The following is a 1255-nucleotide window of genomic DNA, read 5'->3' on the forward strand; positions in this document are numbered from 1 at the left end:
TGGTTGATGTGTTCCTACTTGGTTAAGATGTACCTGTTTGTTCGCAGTATACGCACCCAAATGGGTGCGTCAACCGGATAGTATGAAAAAATGAGTATAGCCACCCGCCTGCGCAGTGTTCTCGACCAGAAGGGCTTGTCTATCAAGGAAGCCTCTGACCTTGTGGGAATACCCTACAGGACACTACAGAATTATCTTCTTGATGAGCGTGAACCCAACGCGAAAGCAATGGGTGCGTTGCGCACTCATTTGGGTGTGAGCGTGGACTGGTTGTTAACTGGCGAGGGTTCTATGTTTCACGGTATGTCGGCCAGTGGAGCTGACCCCGAGTCTGTAAATATGCAAGAGAAGGCCATGCTTGAACTGTTTCGCTCCCTGGGCGACGCAGGCAAGCGGGAGATACAAAGCGCTGCTGAGGAAAAGAAACGCTTAATGGATGTCGAGCAGCGCCTAAAGGATTTGACTGAAGCCCTTGCCGATACCAAACGGCCAGCATAATCTGTACCCATTAAGAACGGATCAAACAGACAGGGACGCCGATGATCCACTCGCCAAAGCCCGGCTATAGGGCTGGCGACAGCTGCCAACCGGCGATACCTCCAACCGACATAGGGATGTGATCCGTGCTCAAAGCATCGCTTGCAGCTGCCTTTTTGGTTTTCTCTTTTTCCACCGCTTTTGCCGATATCCAGCACGTTGATGAAGCTGCAATTGTTAAAGCGGTCGGTGCGCCTGTACTCAAAAAAATCAGTGAAGAAGACTCGCCGGGCTGCATGACCATGTGCAATGAATAGTTGTTTGTTAACTTTCAAGTGATTGATTTTGGCACAGGTTTACGCCTGCAATCTAATACTCTGGAAAAATAAAAAATGGCTCGAGTAAGAACTTCAGCAATACATATCGGTGCGCTCAATATTGTACTTCAACCCCATACGCCCGAAAAATATATCGAAATGTTGCAAAAGTTAGCTCGCTACCGGTTGAGTGCCCTTGTACGTGGGGACGATGCTTTACTATTGGGTTCGTGTCGTTACCTAGACCCAAGCAACCCACTTGCAGGGGTGAGAGGGGAAATCTACAAATTCCTAAAACTGGATTCTGCCGCACCTTGGTTCAATACCGAAAACATGGATGCGGCTACAGAAGACGAAGTAGCGGAAATAAGTATTCCTGAAAATCTTAAGCCGCACTTTAAACGGTTTCAGTATATATTTTTCCCTAAAGGGCATAGGTTCTACTTTGTGTGTTCTAAACC

General features: G+C 47.8%; 3 protein-coding genes. All 3 read left to right on the forward strand.

Annotated elements, in window-relative coordinates; translation table 11 throughout:
* Window positions 1–90 precede the first annotated feature (90 nt).
* A complete protein-coding gene (locus AC1DLB_RS31255; protein ID WP_477779317.1) occupies window positions 91–498 on the forward strand; it encodes a helix-turn-helix domain-containing protein in 408 nt (135 codons plus the stop codon).
* A gap of 125 nt (window positions 499–623) precedes the next feature.
* On the forward strand, window positions 624–794 hold the full coding sequence (locus AC1DLB_RS31260; protein WP_477786436.1) for a hypothetical protein: 171 nt from the start codon (window positions 624–626) through the stop codon (window positions 792–794).
* 75 nt (window positions 795–869) lie between these two features.
* A partial coding sequence (locus AC1DLB_RS31265) for a DUF4747 family protein (RefSeq protein WP_477786437.1) occupies window positions 870–1255 on the forward strand: 386 nt, incomplete at its 3' end.

Source organism: Pseudomonas sp. 05N434 (genome assembly GCF_056396965.1).